17 protein-coding genes and 1 other RNA gene are annotated in these 14828 nt (G+C 61.9%); 7 read left to right on the forward strand and 11 right to left on the reverse strand.

All coding sequences use genetic code 11. The features are described 5' to 3' along the window. Nucleotides 1–9: 9 nt before the first annotated feature. The 7 genes from CAG25_RS00900 to CAG25_RS00930 all read right to left on the reverse strand — a co-directional run bounded on the left by CAG25_RS00900 (nucleotide 10) and on the right by CAG25_RS00930 (nucleotide 7707). Nucleotides 10–1626, reverse strand: a complete 1617-nt coding sequence (locus tag CAG25_RS00900) for an iron ABC transporter permease (protein WP_085612032.1) — start codon at nucleotides 1624–1626, stop codon at nucleotides 10–12. Nucleotides 1627–1783: 157 nt separating this feature from the next. Beyond that, nucleotides 1784–2788 (reverse strand): extracellular solute-binding protein, encoded by a 1005-nt coding sequence (locus CAG25_RS00905; protein ID WP_085612033.1) that lies wholly within the window; start codon nucleotides 2786–2788, stop codon nucleotides 1784–1786. Between the two features lie 107 nt (nucleotides 2789–2895). Next, nucleotides 2896–4113 (reverse strand): 2-octaprenyl-3-methyl-6-methoxy-1,4-benzoquinol hydroxylase, encoded by a 1218-nt coding sequence (locus tag CAG25_RS00910; RefSeq protein WP_178076475.1) that lies wholly within the window; start codon nucleotides 4111–4113, stop codon nucleotides 2896–2898. Nucleotides 4114–4122: 9 nt separating this feature from the next. Continuing rightward, nucleotides 4123–4608 carry a DUF4442 domain-containing protein gene (locus CAG25_RS00915; protein WP_064379962.1) on the reverse strand — a complete coding sequence of 162 codons (486 nt, stop codon included), beginning with the start codon at nucleotides 4606–4608 and terminating at the stop codon, nucleotides 4123–4125. Next, nucleotides 4601–5788, reverse strand: a complete 1188-nt coding sequence (gene ubiH, locus CAG25_RS00920; protein ID WP_085612035.1) for a 2-octaprenyl-6-methoxyphenyl hydroxylase — start codon at nucleotides 5786–5788, stop codon at nucleotides 4601–4603. Before ubiH ends, CAG25_RS00915 begins: the two co-directional genes overlap by 8 nt. Further along, complete coding sequence (gene pepP / locus CAG25_RS00925; protein ID WP_039765352.1) at nucleotides 5785–7119, reverse strand: Xaa-Pro aminopeptidase; 1335 nt, start codon at nucleotides 7117–7119, stop codon at nucleotides 5785–5787. Before pepP ends, ubiH begins: the two co-directional genes overlap by 4 nt. 27 nt (nucleotides 7120–7146) lie before the next feature. Next, nucleotides 7147–7707, reverse strand: a complete 561-nt coding sequence (locus CAG25_RS00930; RefSeq protein ID WP_085612036.1) for a YecA family protein — start codon at nucleotides 7705–7707, stop codon at nucleotides 7147–7149. 125 nt (nucleotides 7708–7832) lie between these two features. On the opposite strand from CAG25_RS00930, the gene CAG25_RS00935 reads away from it, so the two are divergent. From CAG25_RS00935 to CAG25_RS00950, 4 genes are all read left to right on the forward strand, one after another. Beyond that, nucleotides 7833–8042, forward strand: coding sequence for a TIGR02449 family protein (locus tag CAG25_RS00935; RefSeq protein WP_007940359.1), 210 nt, complete (start codon nucleotides 7833–7835; stop codon nucleotides 8040–8042). Beyond that, entirely contained in the window at nucleotides 8039–8356 is a 318-nt protein-coding gene (locus tag CAG25_RS00940; protein WP_039765346.1) for a cell division protein ZapA, read from the forward strand. The genes CAG25_RS00935 and CAG25_RS00940 overlap by 4 nt, the downstream gene beginning before the upstream one ends. Nucleotides 8357–8386: 30 nt before the next feature. Continuing rightward, nucleotides 8387–8565, forward strand: a non-coding RNA gene (ssrS, locus tag CAG25_RS00945) — 6S RNA. Between the two features lie 81 nt (nucleotides 8566–8646). Beyond that, complete coding sequence (locus CAG25_RS00950; protein WP_064600281.1) at nucleotides 8647–9252, forward strand: 5-formyltetrahydrofolate cyclo-ligase; 606 nt, start codon at nucleotides 8647–8649, stop codon at nucleotides 9250–9252. 35 nt (nucleotides 9253–9287) lie between these two features. Here CAG25_RS00950 and CAG25_RS28595 read toward each other — a convergent pair whose 3' ends face one another. Next, complete coding sequence (locus CAG25_RS28595) at nucleotides 9288–9443, reverse strand: hypothetical protein (RefSeq protein WP_007911192.1); 156 nt, start codon at nucleotides 9441–9443, stop codon at nucleotides 9288–9290. Between the two features lie 197 nt (nucleotides 9444–9640). On the opposite strand from CAG25_RS28595, the gene CAG25_RS00955 reads away from it, so the two are divergent. After that, the gene (locus CAG25_RS00955) at nucleotides 9641–10093 is read left to right on the forward strand and encodes an EVE domain-containing protein (protein ID WP_039765343.1); all 453 of its coding nucleotides are present in this window, start codon (nucleotides 9641–9643) and stop codon (nucleotides 10091–10093) included. A gap of 156 nt (nucleotides 10094–10249) precedes the next feature. Here CAG25_RS00955 and CAG25_RS00960 read toward each other — a convergent pair whose 3' ends face one another. Further along, complete coding sequence (locus CAG25_RS00960; RefSeq protein WP_007951814.1) at nucleotides 10250–10657, reverse strand: flagellar basal body-associated protein FliL; 408 nt, start codon at nucleotides 10655–10657, stop codon at nucleotides 10250–10252. A gap of 150 nt (nucleotides 10658–10807) precedes the next feature. On the opposite strand from CAG25_RS00960, the gene CAG25_RS00965 reads away from it, so the two are divergent. Continuing rightward, nucleotides 10808–11785 carry an NADPH:quinone oxidoreductase family protein gene (locus tag CAG25_RS00965; protein ID WP_085612037.1) on the forward strand — a complete coding sequence of 326 codons (978 nt, stop codon included), beginning with the start codon at nucleotides 10808–10810 and terminating at the stop codon, nucleotides 11783–11785. Nucleotides 11786–11836: 51 nt separating this feature from the next. On the opposite strand, the gene CAG25_RS00970 is transcribed toward CAG25_RS00965, so the two are convergent. Next, nucleotides 11837–12433, reverse strand: coding sequence for an energy transducer TonB (locus CAG25_RS00970; protein WP_371857698.1), 597 nt, complete (start codon nucleotides 12431–12433; stop codon nucleotides 11837–11839). 338 nt (nucleotides 12434–12771) lie between these two features. Here CAG25_RS00970 and glpT point away from each other — a divergent pair, with 338 nt between their 5' ends. Then, a complete protein-coding gene (glpT, locus tag CAG25_RS00975; RefSeq protein ID WP_039765339.1) occupies nucleotides 12772–14121 on the forward strand; it encodes a glycerol-3-phosphate transporter in 1350 nt (449 codons plus the stop codon). On the opposite strand, the gene CAG25_RS00980 is transcribed toward glpT, so the two are convergent. Continuing rightward, the gene (locus CAG25_RS00980; protein WP_064379938.1) at nucleotides 14097–14765 is read right to left on the reverse strand and encodes a gamma-glutamylcyclotransferase; all 669 of its coding nucleotides are present in this window, start codon (nucleotides 14763–14765) and stop codon (nucleotides 14097–14099) included. The two genes, glpT and CAG25_RS00980, sit on opposite strands and share 25 nt — an antisense overlap. Nucleotides 14766–14828: the final 63 nt, after the last annotated feature.

The following is a 14828-nucleotide window of genomic DNA, read 5'->3' on the forward strand; positions in this document are numbered from 1 at the left end:
GACTGACGACTAAGTGTTTCTGTGCGCTGAGCGTCGGATCAAACCGATGACCGGCAACAGACCGACCAATACCAGGGTCAGCGCCGGCAACGACGCCCTCGCCCATTCGCCTTCGCTGGTCATTTCGAAGATCCGCACCGCCAGTGTGTCCCAGCCAAACGGGCGCATCAGCAAGGTCGCGGGCATTTCCTTAAGCACATCGACGAACACCAGCAAGGCGGCGCTGAGCGTGCCGGGCAGCAGCAACGGCAGATACACTTTGAAAAACAGTCGCGGCCCACTGACACCCAGGCTACGTGCCGCTTCAGGCAAAGAGGGCCGTATACGCGCCAGACTGCTTTCCAGCGGCCCATAGGCCACCGCCACGAAACGCACCAGATACGCCAGCAGCAGCGCCGCCAGACTGCCCAGCAGCAACGGTTTGCCCGCCCCGCCGAGCCAGCCGGACAGCGGAATCACCAGCTCTCGGTCCAGATAACTGAATGCCAGCATGATCGACACTGCCAGCACCGAGCCCGGCAAGGCATAACCGAGATTGGCCAGACCGACTGCGGAGTTGATCGTCCGGGTCGGCGCCAGACGCCGGGCGAAGGCCAGCAACATCGCCACGCTGACCGTGATCAGCGCCGCCATGCCGCCCAGATACAACGTATGGAGAATCAGCCCGGCGTAGCGCTCATCCAGGTCGAAGCGCCCGCGCTGCCAGAACCACACCACCAGTTGCAGCACCGGAATGACAAACGCGCAGGCGAACACCAGACCGCACCAGCCGGTCGCCGCCCAGGCCTTGGGCCCGCGCAGGTGATACAGCGCCTTGACCCGTGGCCGCTCGTTACTCGCCCGATTGGCGCCGCGCGCGCGACGTTCGCCGTACAACACCAGCATCACCACCAGCAGCAACAGGCTGGCCAGTTGCGCAGCGCTGGGCAGACTGAAAAAGCCGTACCAGGTCTTGTAGATGGCAGTGGTGAAGGTGTCGAAGTTGAACACCGACACCGCACCGAAATCCGCCAGCGTTTCCATCAGCGCCAGCGCCACACCAGCACCGATGGCCGGCCGCGCCATCGGCAATGCGACACGCCAGAACGCTTGCCACGGTGACTGACCGAGCACTCGCGCCGCTTCCATCAGGCCCTTGCCCTGAGCCAGGAACGCAGTACGCGCCAATAGATAAACGTAGGGATAAAACACCAGCACCAGCACCAGAATCACGCCACCGGTGGAGCGCACTCGCGGCAGGCGCAGGCCGCTGCCGAACCCTTCGCGCAGCAGGGTTTGCACGGGGCCTGCGAAGTCCAGCAGTCCGACGAAGACGAATGCCAGCACGTAGGCCGGGATGGCGAACGGCAGCATCAGCGCCCAGTCGAGCCAGCGGCGACCGGGGAATTCGCAGAGGCTGGTGAGCCAGGCGAGGCTTACGCCGATCAGCGTTACACCGATGCCTACGCCGAGGACCAGCGTCAACGTATTGCCCAGCAGACGCGACATCTGGGTTTCCCACAGGTGCGACCAGATCTGGTGATCGATGGTTTGCCATGAGAGCAGGAGCACGCTGAGGGGGAGCAGCACCAACGCGGCGATGGCGAAGACGATGGGGTACCAGCGGCGTTGGGCGGGGTGGGCCAAGGAAACAGTCTCGTTCAAATGATTGTGCCCACGCTCTGCGTGGGCACACATTCTGTGACGCTCTGCGTCACGCTGTCGATGATGCGACGCAGAGCGTCGGGGGGCCGCATTCCCCCGCAGAGCGTGGGAACGATCAAACAGTGCTGTCAGGAATGACTCAGTTCCAACCCGCCCGATCCATCATCCGGATCGCCTCGGCCTGACGCTTGCCCGCCACTTCAACCGGCAGCGTATCAGCCACGAACTGCCCCCACGCCGCCACTTCCTCCGAAGGCTTCACCGCCGGATTCGCCGGGAACTCCTGGTTCACATCGGCAAAGATCTTCTGCGCCTCAGGCGTGGTCATCCACTCGACCAAAGCCTTGGCCGCTTCCGGGTGCGGCGCATGTTTGGTCAGGCCGATGCCCGACAGGTTGACGTGCACGCCACGATCCGCCTGATTCGGCCAGAACAGTTTCACCGGCAGTTCCGGCTTCTGCTTGTGCAGGCGACCGTAGTAGTAGGTGTTGACGATGCCGACGTCGCACTGGCCGGCGTTGATCGCTTCCAGCACCGCGACGTCATCGGAGAACACGTCGGTGGACAGGTTGTTGACCCAGCCCTTGAGGATCTGCTCGGTCTTCTCGGCGCCGTGGACTTCGATCATGGTGGCGGTCAGCGACTGGTTGTAGACCTTCTTCGCCGTGCGCAGGCACAGGCGACCTTCCCAGTTCTTGTCGGCCAATGCTTCGTAGGTGGTCAGTTCGCCCGGTTTCACCCGTTCGGTGGAGTAGGCGATGGTCCGCGCGCGCAGGCTCAGGCCGGTCCAGGCGTGGCTGGACGAGCGATATTGCAGGGGAATGTTGGTGTCGATGGTTTTCGAGGTGAACGGCTGGAGAATGCCCATCTGCTCGGCCTGCCAGAGGTTGCCGGCATCGACGGTCAACAGCAGGTCGGCGGTGGCGTTCTCGCCTTCGGCCTTGATCCGCTGCATCAGCGGCGCTTCCTTGTCGGTGATGAACTTGATCTTCACCCCGGTCTTGGCGGTGTAGGCATCGAACACCGGCTTGATCAGCTCATCGATACGCGAGGAGTAGACCACCACCTCGTCGGCGGCCTGGGCGGCGGTGCTGCCGATCAGGGTCAGGGCCAGTGCGGTCAGAACACGCTTGGATGCCAACATGGGAGCGGTCTCTCGGTCGGGAAAAGTGGCCCAAATGATAAGGACTCACATTTACCAGCTCAATCGAACACTTTCCCAAGGAGTTACCAGATGTTGCACAACATTTGTCAGGCCTTGGCCAAGGCCGGCAAGTCGCCGGTCAGCCCCAATGCTTCACGCACGAACAGCGCCTTGGCCTCAGGCATCTGCTCAACGATTTTCAGACCGGTGTTGCGCAGCCAGCGCAGCGGCAGCGGATCAGCCTGGAACAACCGCTCGAAGCCTTCCATTGCCGCCATCAGCGCCAGGTTGTGCGGCATGCGCCGGCGTTCGTAGCGGCTCAGCACTTTCACGTCCGCCAGGCGTTCGCCGCGTTCGTTGGCCTGCAACAAGACTTCGGCCAGCACCGCGGCGTCAAGGAAGCCGAGATTCACGCCCTGCCCCGCCAACGGGTGAATGGTGTGCGCGGCATCGCCGATCAGCGCCAGGCCTTCGGCCACGTAGCGTTTGGCGTGGCGTTGACGCAACGGCACACACAGGCGCGGGTCGGCGCTGATGACCTCGCCGAGGCAACCTTCGAACGCGCGCTCCAGCTCGCGGCAGAAATCCGCCTCATCCAGCGCCATCAGCCGTTCGGCTTCGCTCGGCGTGGTCGACCAGACGATCGAGCACCAGTCCTGCTGCCCGCCACGCTCCAGCGGCAGAAACGCCAGCGGCCCGTGATCGGTGAAACGCTGCCACGCGGTCATGCGGTGCGGCTTGCTGCTGCGCACGCTGGTGACGATGGCGTGGTGCAAGTAATCCCATTCGCGAGTGGCGACGCCGGTCAGACGGCGCACGGCGGAGTTGGCGCCATCTGCCGCGATTACCAGCGGCGCGCGCAAGGTGCGGCCATCAGCCAGGGTCAGCAGCCAGTCGTCACCGGACCGGCGCATCTGCTCCAGCCGCGCGTTGGCCAGCAGACCCAGGTCGCAATCGTGCAAACGGTCGAGCAAGGCATCCTGGACCACGCGGTTTTCAACAATGTGGCCGAGCGCCTCGGCGTTCACGCTGCTGGCCGAGAAGTGAATCTGGCCGGTGCCGCTGCCGTCCCAGACGTGCATGTCGGTGTAAGGGCTGCTGCGTCGGCTGACGATGCCGTCCCACACGCCGAGGCGATCGAGGATCCGCTGGCTGGCCGCCGACAGCGCGCTCACCCGCGGCTCGAACGGCGCATCGCCGTCGAAGGGTTTGACGCTCAACGGGCTGCCGTCGAGCAGCAGGACTTCCAGCCCGCTGCCCTGCAACGCCAGCGCCAGGGCACTGCCGACCATTCCGGCTCCGACAATCAGCACATCCGCGCGCATTTCCATGCTTTAAGCCTGTCTCGCTGGCGGCTTGAGCCGCACGTAAAGGGTTTTACCGACCCGCGCCACCAGGTTGCCGGCGCCGTCATGAATGTCGACCTGCAACTGCGGCAGGTATTTCTCGCCACTGGCGGTCTGCCGACGGATCTCGTCGAGCAGGGTGTCGTCGATGTTGAACCGGGCGAACACCGGGCCTTTGCCCGGCGATATGAAATCAATGTCGGCGGCCTTGTCCCAGACGATGTACCGCGAGCCGAGGTTTTCCATGAGCATCAACATGAAGAACGGGTCGACCATCGAATACAGACTGCCGCCGAACTGGGTGCCGACGTAATTGCGGTTGTACCAGCCCAGGCCCATCGAGACACGGATGTCACGAAAGTCATCGCTGATGTGCTGCACCCGGACACCGGCGCCGAAGTACGGCGGGTAGAGCGTCATGATCCAGCGCATCAGCCGCGCCTTGCCAAACCGTCTGATCAGCCACTCACGCATCCGGCCGCGTCCCCAGCCCCATGGCCTGACGGGCGAACCAGCGTTTGGCCGGCGGCAGCAGATCAAGGCAGAGCAGGCCGATGTTGCGCCCCAGCGACACCAGCGGCTGAGTACTGCCGAACAGGCGCGTGACCTGATCGGAGAAGCCGACGGTGAGGTCCTGATCGAGACGCTGACGCTCGCGATAGGCCTGCAACGTGGCGAAATCCCCCAGCGGTTTGTCGCTGGCCAGCAGCGCGGCGGCCAAGGCATCGGCATCGCGCAGGGACAGGTTGAAACCCTGCCCGGCAATCGGATGCAGACTGTGGGCAGCGTTACCGAGGACCGCCAGATGCGAACGCACCTGCTCTTCGGCCTCCACCAGCGACAGCGGATACAGATGCCGCGCGCCAACCTGTTTCAGGGTGCCGAGGCGGTAACCGAACACGCCTTGCAGCTCGCTGAGAAAATCACGCTCGCTCAGATCCGCCAGCCGTTGCGCGTCCATCCCCAGTCGGGTCCAGACCAGCGCGCAGCGGTTTTCCGGCAGCGGCAGCAGCGCCATCGGGCCTTCGTCGGTGAAGCGCTCGAACGCCATGCCGTTGTGCGCTTCGCTCGGGGTGATGTTGGCGATCAGCGCGCTCTGGTTGTACGGGCGCTTGCGCACGTTGATGCCCAGTTGCTCGCGCAGACCGGAACGGCCGCCATCGGCGAGCACCGCCAGATCGCATTCGACCGTGGTTTCATCGTTGAGGGTCAGCCGATAGCCGTCGGGCAGCGGCTCCATGCGGGAAACTTCCGCCGGGCAGCGCCAACTGATCACGTCTTTGTCGAGGTGCTGCCACAGGCACTGGCCGAGCCAGGCGTTTTCCACCACATAGCCGAGCGCCGGGACGCCCTCTTCCATCGCCGACAGGCGAGCAGTGGAGAAACGACCACGGTCGGACACATGAATCTGCTTGATCGGCTCGGCGCGGCGGGAGATTTCCTGCCACACGCCCAGCCGCTGATAAATCTGCCGCGAACCGAAAGACAGCGCCGAGGAGCGCGCGTCATAGCTTGGCTGCCAGGTGTCACCGGGGGCGAACGGTTCGATCAGCACGATCTTCCAGCCACGGGCCTTGGCCCCGGCCTGCAAGGCCAACGCCAGACTGGCGCCGACCAGACCACCACCGATGATTGCCAGATTGACCCGACTCATGCCGCGCAGGTCCGTGCTTGCGCCATCAGGGCTTCGATCTCGGCGACGGTTTTCGGCACGCCGCCGGTCAGGATTTCACAACCGCTCTTGGTCACTACCACGTCATCCTCGATGCGCACGCCAATGCCGCGCCATTTCTTCGCTACGTTCTGATTGTCCGGGGCGATATAGATGCCCGGCTCCACCGTCAGCGCCATGCCGACTTCCAGCACCCGCCATTCGCCGCCGACCTTGTATTCGCCGACGTCATGCACATCCATCCCCAGCCAGTGGCCGGCGCGGTGCATGTAAAACGCCTTGTAGGCCTCGGAGGCGATCAACTCGTCCACCTCGCCCTGCAACAGCCCCAGCTTCACCAGCCCGGTGGTGATGACCCGAACCGTGGCTTCGTGCGCCTGGTTCCAGTGTTTGTTCGGAGCGATTTCGGCGAATGCCGCTTCCTGCGAGGCCAGCACCAATTCGTAGATCGCTTTCTGCTCGGCGGAAAACTTGCCGTTGACCGGCCAGGTGCGGGTGATGTCGCTGGCGTAGCAGTCGATCTCGCAACCGGCGTCGATCAGCACCAGATCGCCGTCCTTGAGCAACGCGTCATTCTGCTGGTAATGCAGGATGCAGCTGTTGCGCCCGGCAGCGACGATCGAACCATAAGCCGGCATCTTCGCCCCGCCCTTGCGGAACTCGTAATCCAGTTCGGCTTCGAGGCTGTACTCGTACAGCCCGGCACGACTGGCCTGCATCGCCCGGATGTGAGCCTGGGCGGAAATCCGCGCGGCCTCGCGCATCACCTTCACTTCTGCCGCCGATTTATACAGGCGCATGTCGTGCAGCAGGTGATCCAGGGCAACGAATTCGTTCGGCGGCTGGGCGCCGAGGTGCGCCTTGGAGCGGATCACGTTGATCCAGTCCATCAGGTGGCGGTCGAATTCCGGGTTGCTGCCCATGGCCGAATACACCCGGTCGCGGCCTTCGATCAGGCCCGGCAGAATGTCGTCGATGTCAGTGATGGGGAAGGCGTCATCGGCGCCGAAATCGCGGATCGCGCCTTCCTGGCCGGCGCGCAGGCCGTCCCAGAGTTCCCGTTCGGCGTTGCGTTCACGGCAGAACAGCACGTACTCGCCGTGTTCGCGACCGGGCATCAGGACGATGACCGCCTGTGGCTCGGGGAAACCGCTGAGGTACTGGAAGTCGCTGTCCTGGCGATAGACGTGCTCGACGTCGCGGTTGCGGATGGCGACCGCGGCGGCCGGCAGGATCGCGATGCTGTTGGGTTCCATCTGCGCCATCAGCGCCTTGCGGCGCCGGGCGTATTCCGCTTTCGGGATATGGATCATGGGCAGATGGCTTTCCCTGGCACGCGATCAGTGCAGCGACGGCTTGGCCGCTGGCGGCACGTCGGCCTTTTTGGTTTCGGAGAACAGCAGCAGCGGAGCGACACGCAGGTACTCCATGACTTCCATATAGTCGCTTTCGCCGTCTTCGGATTCTTCGAGTGCGTCTTGCACCTGGGAGATCGCTGCAAGATCCTGCAACACTTCGGTGGCCTCGGTGCTCAGCATGCTGCTGTCGCGGCAGTTCAGGCCGAACCCGGTGAGGAAGCCCTGGCACCATTGGCCCAGCGCGGCGGCACGCTCGGCCAGAGGCGTGTCATCGTTCGGCAGCAGCAGAACCACGGTGACGTCATCGCCGGTGAGTTCGCTCTTGACCATTTCCTGCAGACCGATCAGCGCGTTGCGGACGTTGTCCTGCGGCTCGCTTTCGAGCAGCTCGGCGGCATCGATCAGCCACTCTTCGGCATTGAAGCCGGCGCCGGCGCAACTGCGGCCCAGCAACAGGCCGTGCAGTTCGGCAGGCGAAACGGAATGACCGCTGGAGTTCAGCAGGGTGGCAAAGCCTTGGTACGGGGAATTCTGAATGGGCATGGGCAGCTAGGCGCCAGACGGCGCTATGTCTAGAATGAAGGCCTTGTATCCTACATCGACAGACTCGCCAAGACCATTAAAGGCTGTCCGCCAGCCAAACCCATCAGACCGAATCAGTGGACACAATGGAAGACACCGACCTGCAAGCGCTGATGGCCAGACTCGAACTGCTGATTACCCGAGTCGAGCAACTAAAGAGTCAAAATGCACTCTTACTTGCTCAGGAAAAGACCTGGCGCGAGGAACGCGCGCACCTCATTGAAAAAAACGAAATCGCCCGGCGTAAGGTCGAATCGATGATTTCGCGCCTCAAGGCCCTGGAGCAAGACTCATGAGTTCAAGCAATAGCGTTACCGTGCAGATCCTCGACAAAGAGTATTCGATCATCTGCCCCCAGGAAGAACGCAGCAATCTGATCAGCGCCGCCCGCTACCTGGACGGCAAGATGCGCGAGATCCGCAGCAGCGGCAAAGTCATCGGCGCCGACCGCATCGCCGTGATGGCCGCGCTGAACATCACCCACGATCTCTTGCACAAAGAAGAGCGCCCGGACATCCAGGCCAGCGGCTCGACCCGTGAACAGGTGCGTGACTTGCTCGATCGTGTCGATCTGGTGCTGGCGACCGATCCGGACGTCACCAAGGGCTGATTCGCCAGGCCGCTTGAGTTATACTCGCCGCACTCCCTGGGGTGCTTGCCAGTTGACGATGTCCCTGAGCCGATTTGCACTACCCTGGGGGTTGCACGTTGGGCTGGTGTGCATGTCCGCCAGACGGAAAGCCTTAAAGCCTACTGCATCCTCCACCTTGAACTCTCGGGTTCAAGGGCTAAGTCGACAGCGGCTCATCCGGGGAGCCTGATTCGAATCCGATGCCGGTGCATGCCGGCATCGGATTTTTTATGCGTACGTTTTCGTCCCCACCCTGCCGAAGCCGAACCATGACCGAACCCGCGTTGCTGCCCCGCCCCCAACTGCGCCGCCTGCTGCGCAAGGCCCGTCGCTCGTTGACGCGAAGCGAGCAGCGCCAGGCCGCCGAAGGTCTGTACAGGCAACTGGCACAAGACCCGCACTTTCGCCGGGCGAGACACATTTCCCTGTACCTGCCGACCGACGGTGAAATCGACCCGCGCCTGTTGCTGCGCGCTGCCCAGCGTCGCGGCAAGAAAACCTACCTGCCGGTGCTCAGTGCCTGGCCACGAACCAAAATGGTCTTTCAGCAGATCCGCCCCGGCGAAAAGCTCAAACCCAACCGTTTCCGCATCCTTGAGCCGCGCGCCAATCTGGCCCGTCAGCGCAAGGTCTGGGCACTGGACCTGGTGTTGTTGCCACTGGTGGGATTCGACGATGTCGGCGGGCGCCTGGGCATGGGCGGCGGATTCTACGACCGCAGCCTGGCCTATCTGGCCCGACGCCAGAACTGGCGCAAGCCGACGCTGTTGGGACTGGCCCATGAATGTCAGAAAGTCGAACGGCTGGCGCAGGCGAGCTGGGATGTACCGTTGCAGGGAACAGTGACGGACAAGGCGTGGTATTTCGCAGGATAGACGCCGCGTAGATCAGCGGCGTCGAAAAGGCAGTGTCAGCGCTTGAAGGCTGTCGACTGTTGTACTTGTTGCGCCACTTCAATCGGTGCATCGGCCTTGTTGGCCCACAGACTTTGCGCATAACCGGTGGTCACGACGCCCAGACCGAACAAAATTACCAAAGTCCACAGCAAATCCGGTTTGCGTTTCATCGATTGCCCCCCTCAAGGCACATCATCACGATGACAGCAGCGGTTTCCATTCGTAGGCCGTGCAGCAGCGTCAAGCTTTAAAGGCCGGCATTTTGCGACAACGTGAACCGTCGCGCAAATGCTGACGTCAACCGACCGTCGGTTTGTCATAAAATTGCCGGACAACCTGCCCAATGACCGCTTGAGGAGCACACACCATGGCCTACTGGCTGATGAAATCCGAGCCCGACGAGCTCTCGATCAAGGGCCTGGAAAAGCTCGGCAAGGCGCGCTGGGACGGGGTTCGCAACTATCAGGCGCGCAATTTCCTGCGCGCCATGGCGGTGGGGGACGAATTCTTTTTCTACCATTCCAGCTGCCCGGAGCCGGGGATTGCCGGAATCGGCAAAATAATCGAAGCCGCGTACCCGGATCCCACCGCACTGGAACCGGAAAGCCATTACTTCGACCCGAAAGCCACGCCGGAGAAGAACGCCTGGAGCGCGATTGATGTCGCCCACGTAGAGACATTCAACCGGGTCTTGAAGCTGGATTATCTGAAGCAGCAGACCGCGCTGGCCGAGATGCCGCTGGTGCAAAAGGGTTCGCGGCTGTCGGTGATGCCGGTGACCGCCGAGCAGTGGGCGGCGGTGATGGCGCTCAAACCCTGAATCATCCTTCGCCTGACAAAATGCTTTCGCGGGCAAGCCCGCTCCCACAGGTATTTCTGGTGGTCACAAATAATGTGTTCACTAAAAATCCCTGTGGGAGCTGCGGTGCGACGATTCGACTTGCCAGCGATGGGGACCGCCCGGACAACGAATGCCTTACTGAATGATCAGGTTATTGAACAACAGGTCTTCAACCACCGGCTTGCCGGTCTCGTCATTCATCACTTGCTGGGTCTGCTTCAAGGCTTCCTGACGCAGTTTTTCCTTGCCCTCGATGCTGCCCATCGCATCGGTGGTCTGCTGAGTGAACAGCGCCACCAGTTGATTGCGGATCAGCGGCTCGTTGGCCTTGACCAGTTTGGTCGCCTCTTCGCCAGTCACCCGCAGTGCCACGTCGGCCTTGTAGACCTTGAGCTTCGGAGTGCCATCGAGCCCGTAGTTGCCCACGAACGGCGGGCTCAGGGTGATGTAGTTGACCTTCGGCGCCTCGCCCTCTTTGGCTTCTTCGGCCAGCGCTGCCACAGGCAGAGACAGGGCCAGCAACAACATGATCCACGCTTTCACAATTCGCTCCTTATCCGGTTTGCGGCCTAGCATAACGACCCGCCGCGCAAGCACAAGCTTATGGCGGACTATCAGGGCCGGGCATGCTCGTTGACCCGTTGACTGCCACACCTACACTTATCGGCCATCACTCCCAAAGGAATAGCCCTGATGAAAGCCGTGCTGTGCAAAGCCTTCGGCCCTGCCGAATCGCTGGTGCTGGAAGACGTCGCCAGTCCTGTCGCCAAGAAGAACGAAATCCTGCTGGACGTGCACGCCGCCGGGGTCAACTTCCCGGACACGCTGATCATCGAGGGCAAGTACCAGTTCAAACCGCCCTTCCCGTTCTCGCCGGGTGGCGAAGCCTCCGGCGTGGTCAGGGAAGTGGGTGAAAAGGTCAGCCACTTGAAGGTCGGTGACCGGGTCATGGCCCTGACCGGCTGGGGCAGCTTCGCCGAGCAGGTCGCGGTGCCGGGCTACAACGTGCTGCCGATCCCGCCATCGATGGATTTCAACACCGCCGCCGCCTTCAGCATGACCTACGGCACGTCGATGCACGCCCTCAAGCAGCGCGGCAATCTGCAACCGGGCGAAACCCTGCTGGTACTCGGCGCCTCCGGCGGCGTTGGCCTGGCCGCCGTGGAAATCGGCAAAGCCATGGGCGCCCGGGTGATCGCCGCCGCCAGCAGCGCGGAAAAACTCTCGGTGGCCAAGGCTGCCGGTGCCGACGAACTGATCAACTACAGCGAAACCAGCCTCAAGGACGAAATCAAGCGCCTGACCGACGGCCAGGGCGCGGATGTGATCTACGATCCTGTCGGCGGCGACCTGTTCGACCAGGCCATCCGCGCCATCGCCTGGAACGGCCGCCTGCTGGTGGTCGGCTTCGCCAGCGGACGCATTCCCGAACTGCCGGTCAACCTCGCCCTGCTCAAGGGGGCGGCGGTGCTCGGCGTTTTCTGGGGCTCCTTCGCCCAGCGCCAGCCGCAGGACAACGCGGCGAATTTCCAGCAATTGTTCGGCTGGTTTGCCGAGGGCAAGCTCAAGCCGCTGGTGTCGCAGGTCTATCCGCTGGGCAATGCCGCGCAGGCGATCAATGATCTCGGGCAGCGCAAGGCCGTGGGCAAGGTGGTGGTCAGCGTGCGCTAAACAGAAAAAGCTGTCTGGTCATACACCTGACCAGACAGGCATGCGCTGTTCTCATAAAACCTTACGAATGTCTTCCGGCAGAAGGGTTACGTACTTAAGGCCTGGACTCTTTTGGCAACGCATCACAATGCCGGGAACACGCTTGTTCATTTTGGCTATCATCGCCAAACGTTGCTCCATTGGGATCTGCCTCTGGAAAAACGTACTTGCCAGATAGCCGCGCACGTAATGAAACGGTGCAGCATCCATCCAGGAATGTTTTGGGTAATGCGCCAGCAAACTGTTGAACTCACGACATTTGAGATCTTTTAGCCACAGGTTCACGCCTTCAGGAGAATCGAATCCGAACGTCATCGGCGCGATGATTTCCTGTTCTGGCGGGCGCTCTCCTTCAACAGTCCACGGTTTAAAGCGCCATTGCGCCAGAGCGTTTTTCACCGCATCGGACAGTTCGGCATGATCGCTTTTCAAAATTCCGACCTTACTCACTGCGCCGTCCGCACTGACGATGAAGCTTACTTTGACTCCTCCGGTAAACCCGGCCCGTTGCAGTCCCGGCGGGTAGATGGGTTTCGGATTATGTTCCGGAATCAAGAACACTTCAGCCGCCCTGGAACTGGCGGCCACCAACAGCAAAATCAACAACACACACCACGGCATAACCCCTCCCCTTGCGACCCGAATGCCCGATCAGGCATCTGCGAAAAGGTTAAGGTGCCGCCAGCCAAAACAGAACGTCGTCGCTTCTGCGTTGGAAGCAGGACATTTCCTCGAGTTCTGCCCTACAACGCACTGGAACCCCGCAGGAAGACGCCGAGGTAACCTTTCCCACAACGCCCTGCACTTATATCTGAGCGACATGTTCATAAAGGAACGCGCGACATCCAACATTTCCACTGTTTTGCCGATGGGAAGCGGTGCTATTTTCGGTAACGAAACTGTAACATTCGCATCCGCAGTCAAAACAAGAAATCTGGAGCTCTTGAATGTTTGCTTTCTTTCGTCCTGCCGCACATCAGGCTCCATTGCCTGAAGAAAAAATCGACAGCACCTACCGACGCCTGCGTTGGCAGATCTTCGCCGGCATCTTCTTTGGCTATGCGGGTTATTACCTGTTGCGCAAGAACTTCTCGCTGGCAATGCCGTACCTGATCGACGAAGGCTACAGCCGTGGCGACCTGGGCCTGGCGATGTCAGCCATCGCCATCGCCTACGGTCTGTCCAAGTTCCTCATGGGCCTGGTGTCCGACCGCTCCAACCCGCGTTACTTCCTGCCGTTCGGCCTGCTGGTCTCGGCCGGGGTGATGTTCATTTTCGGTTTCGCGCCCTGGGCAACCTCCAGCGTGACCATGATGTTCATCCTGCTGTTTATCAACGGCTGGGCCCAGGGCATGGGCTGGCCGCCGAGCGGACGCACGATGGTGCACTGGTGGTCGCAGAAGGAACGTGGCGGCGTGGTGTCGGTGTGGAACGTGGCGCATAACGTCGGTGGCGGCCTGATCGGCCCGCTGTTCCTGATCGGCATGGGCCTGTTCAACGACTGGCACGCAGCGTTCTACGTCCCGGCTGCCGTCGCCCTGGCGGTAGCAGTGTTCGCTTTCGTGACCATGCGCGACACCCCGCAATCGGTCGGCCTGCCGCCGATCGAGAAGTACAAGAACGACTACCCGGAAGGCTACGACGCCAGCCACGAAGACGAATTCAGCGCCAAGGAAATCTTCGTCAAATACGTGCTGCGCAACAAAATGCTCTGGTATATCGCCATGGCCAACGTCTTCGTCTACCTGCTGCGCTACGGCGTGCTGGACTGGGCGCCGACCTACCTGAAAGAAGCCAAGGGTTTCACCGTGGATAAAACCTCGTGGGCCTATTTCTTCTACGAGTGGGCGGGGATTCCGGGCACGCTGCTGTGCGGCTGGATGTCGGACAAGATCTTCCGTGGCAACCGTGGCCTGACCGGTATGGTGTTCATGGCACTGGTGACCGTCGCGACGCTGGTGTACTGGCTGAACCCGGCCGGCCACCCGACCATCGACATGATCGCTCTGTTCTCCATCGGCTTCCTGATCTATGGCCCGGTGATGCTGATCGGCCTGCAGGCGCTGGAACTGGCGCCGAAGAAAGCCGCCGGCACCGCTGCGGGCTTCACCGGGCTGTTCGGTTATCTGGGTGGTTCGGTCGCGGCCAGTGCAGCAATGGGCTACACCGTGGACCATTTCGGCTGGGATGGTGGTTTCGTGCTGCTGGTGGGCGCTTGCCTGCTGTCGATGGCCTTCCTGGCCCCGACCCTGTGGCACAAGCAAGTCGCCAGTCAGAGCCGCGAAGCAGTCGCCTGATCGGCCTTTGACTTACAGCGCTTGAGCCGCGCCTCCAGATTCCGGTCTGGCATGGCGTGGCTGCGCAGGGCGTGAGCGGTCTGCTCGACATAATCGCGAGTGGTGCCGTACCGCCCGCAAGCGCTTTCGAACACCTGGCTCAGCACATGATCTGGCAAGTTGCCGGCATAGCTGGGCAGGTGTCGCTCCAATACGAATCCCAGCGCCTGAACCTGGCTGCCATCTTCGAGTCGGCAGTTGAGCCAGTGTGGCCGATAGGACGGGAACGGCATTTCGCGCTTCCATAATGCATACAGCGCGCTGTCCAGATTTTCTTCCGGCAACCGGTAGGCGAAGCCGCTGCACGAGCCGCCACGATCCAGACCAAAGACCAGACCGGGCATTTCCGGCGTGCCGCGATGCTCGTGGGACCAGAGGTACAAGCCACGGTGGTAGCCATGCACGCGCCCACGCACCCGCTCCACGGCTGTGCATTCCGGCCGCCAGATCAGCGAACCGTAGGCGAACAGCCACACCGGCCCGCCCTTGTGGCGTGCCATGGTCGATTGCATGGAAGCGAGAAGTTGTTCGTGCGTCAGCTGCGGCCCAAGATCGAGCCGCGGAGGGTAAGCCAGGTTCAGAAAAGCGTTTTCAATGGCGCTCATGGCGAATAGCGTTCAGCTCCCCGCGGGTGAAGAATTACTTAATAGAACGCACCGCTGTAACAA

Origin of the sequence: Pseudomonas sp. B16(2017) (assembly GCF_002113205.1) — a bacterium.
Taxonomy (GTDB): domain Bacteria; phylum Pseudomonadota; class Gammaproteobacteria; order Pseudomonadales; family Pseudomonadaceae; genus Aquipseudomonas; species Aquipseudomonas pharyngis.

Coding starts and splice junctions, on each gene's coding strand:
- CAG25_RS00935 (WP_007940359.1), top strand. CDS start 7,833: ATGGAAGACACCGACCTGCAAGCGCTGATGGCCAGACTCGAACTGCTG.
- CAG25_RS28595 (WP_007911192.1), bottom strand. CDS start 9,443: ATGAAACGCAAACCGGATTTGCTGTGGACTTTGGTAATTTTGTTCGGT.
- pepP (WP_039765352.1), bottom strand. CDS start 7,119: ATGATCCATATCCCGAAAGCGGAATACGCCCGGCGCCGCAAGGCGCTG.
- CAG25_RS00965 (WP_085612037.1), top strand. CDS start 10,808: ATGAAAGCCGTGCTGTGCAAAGCCTTCGGCCCTGCCGAATCGCTGGTG.
- CAG25_RS00910 (WP_178076475.1), bottom strand. CDS start 4,113: ATGCGCGCGGATGTGCTGATTGTCGGAGCCGGAATGGTCGGCAGTGCC.
- CAG25_RS00915 (WP_064379962.1), bottom strand. CDS start 4,608: ATGCGTGAGTGGCTGATCAGACGGTTTGGCAAGGCGCGGCTGATGCGC.
- ubiH (WP_085612035.1), bottom strand. CDS start 5,788: ATGAGTCGGGTCAATCTGGCAATCATCGGTGGTGGTCTGGTCGGCGCC.
- CAG25_RS00905 (WP_085612033.1), bottom strand. CDS start 2,788: ATGTTGGCATCCAAGCGTGTTCTGACCGCACTGGCCCTGACCCTGATC.
- CAG25_RS00980 (WP_064379938.1), bottom strand. CDS start 14,765: ATGAGCGCCATTGAAAACGCTTTTCTGAACCTGGCTTACCCTCCGCGG.
- CAG25_RS00930 (WP_085612036.1), bottom strand. CDS start 7,707: ATGCCCATTCAGAATTCCCCGTACCAAGGCTTTGCCACCCTGCTGAAC.
- CAG25_RS00955 (WP_039765343.1), top strand. CDS start 9,641: ATGGCCTACTGGCTGATGAAATCCGAGCCCGACGAGCTCTCGATCAAG.
- glpT (WP_039765339.1), top strand. CDS start 12,772: ATGTTTGCTTTCTTTCGTCCTGCCGCACATCAGGCTCCATTGCCTGAA.
- CAG25_RS00950 (WP_064600281.1), top strand. CDS start 8,647: ATGACCGAACCCGCGTTGCTGCCCCGCCCCCAACTGCGCCGCCTGCTG.
- CAG25_RS00940 (WP_039765346.1), top strand. CDS start 8,039: ATGAGTTCAAGCAATAGCGTTACCGTGCAGATCCTCGACAAAGAGTAT.